Below are 427 nucleotides of genomic sequence, written 5' to 3'. Positions count from 1 at the left end.
GAACTGAACCTGCTGGACAGCCGCGCGGTGCATGATTTCTTTGCCAGCGAACGTATTGACCAGGTCTATCTGGCGGCGGCGAAAGTGGGCGGCATTGTTGCCAACAACACCTATCCGGCGGATTTCATCTACCAGAACATGATGATTGAGAGCAACATCATTCACGCCGCGCATCAGAACGACGTGAACAAACTGCTGTTTCTCGGATCGTCCTGTATCTACCCGAAACTGGCAAAACAGCCGATGGCAGAAAGCGAATTATTGCAGGGCACGCTGGAGCCGACCAACGAGCCTTACGCCATTGCCAAAATCGCCGGGATCAAACTGTGCGAATCTTACAACCGCCAGTATGGACGCGATTACCGCTCAGTCATGCCGACCAACCTGTATGGCCCGCATGACAACTTCCACCCGAGTAATTCGCATG

The 427-nt window shown here is 53.6% G+C and carries 1 protein-coding gene; it reads left to right on the top strand.

Annotation, left to right across the window (positions count from 1 at the left end):
* Nucleotides 1–427 (top strand): NAD-dependent epimerase/dehydratase family protein (locus D3242_RS33185; protein ID WP_120145585.1); only part of this gene is annotated, 427 nt, incomplete at both ends.

This window comes from Mesorhizobium jarvisii, from assembly GCF_003601985.1.
Classification (GTDB): domain Bacteria; phylum Pseudomonadota; class Alphaproteobacteria; order Rhizobiales; family Rhizobiaceae; genus Mesorhizobium; species Mesorhizobium jarvisii.
This window is presented reverse-complemented; position numbering and strand designations above follow the sequence as displayed.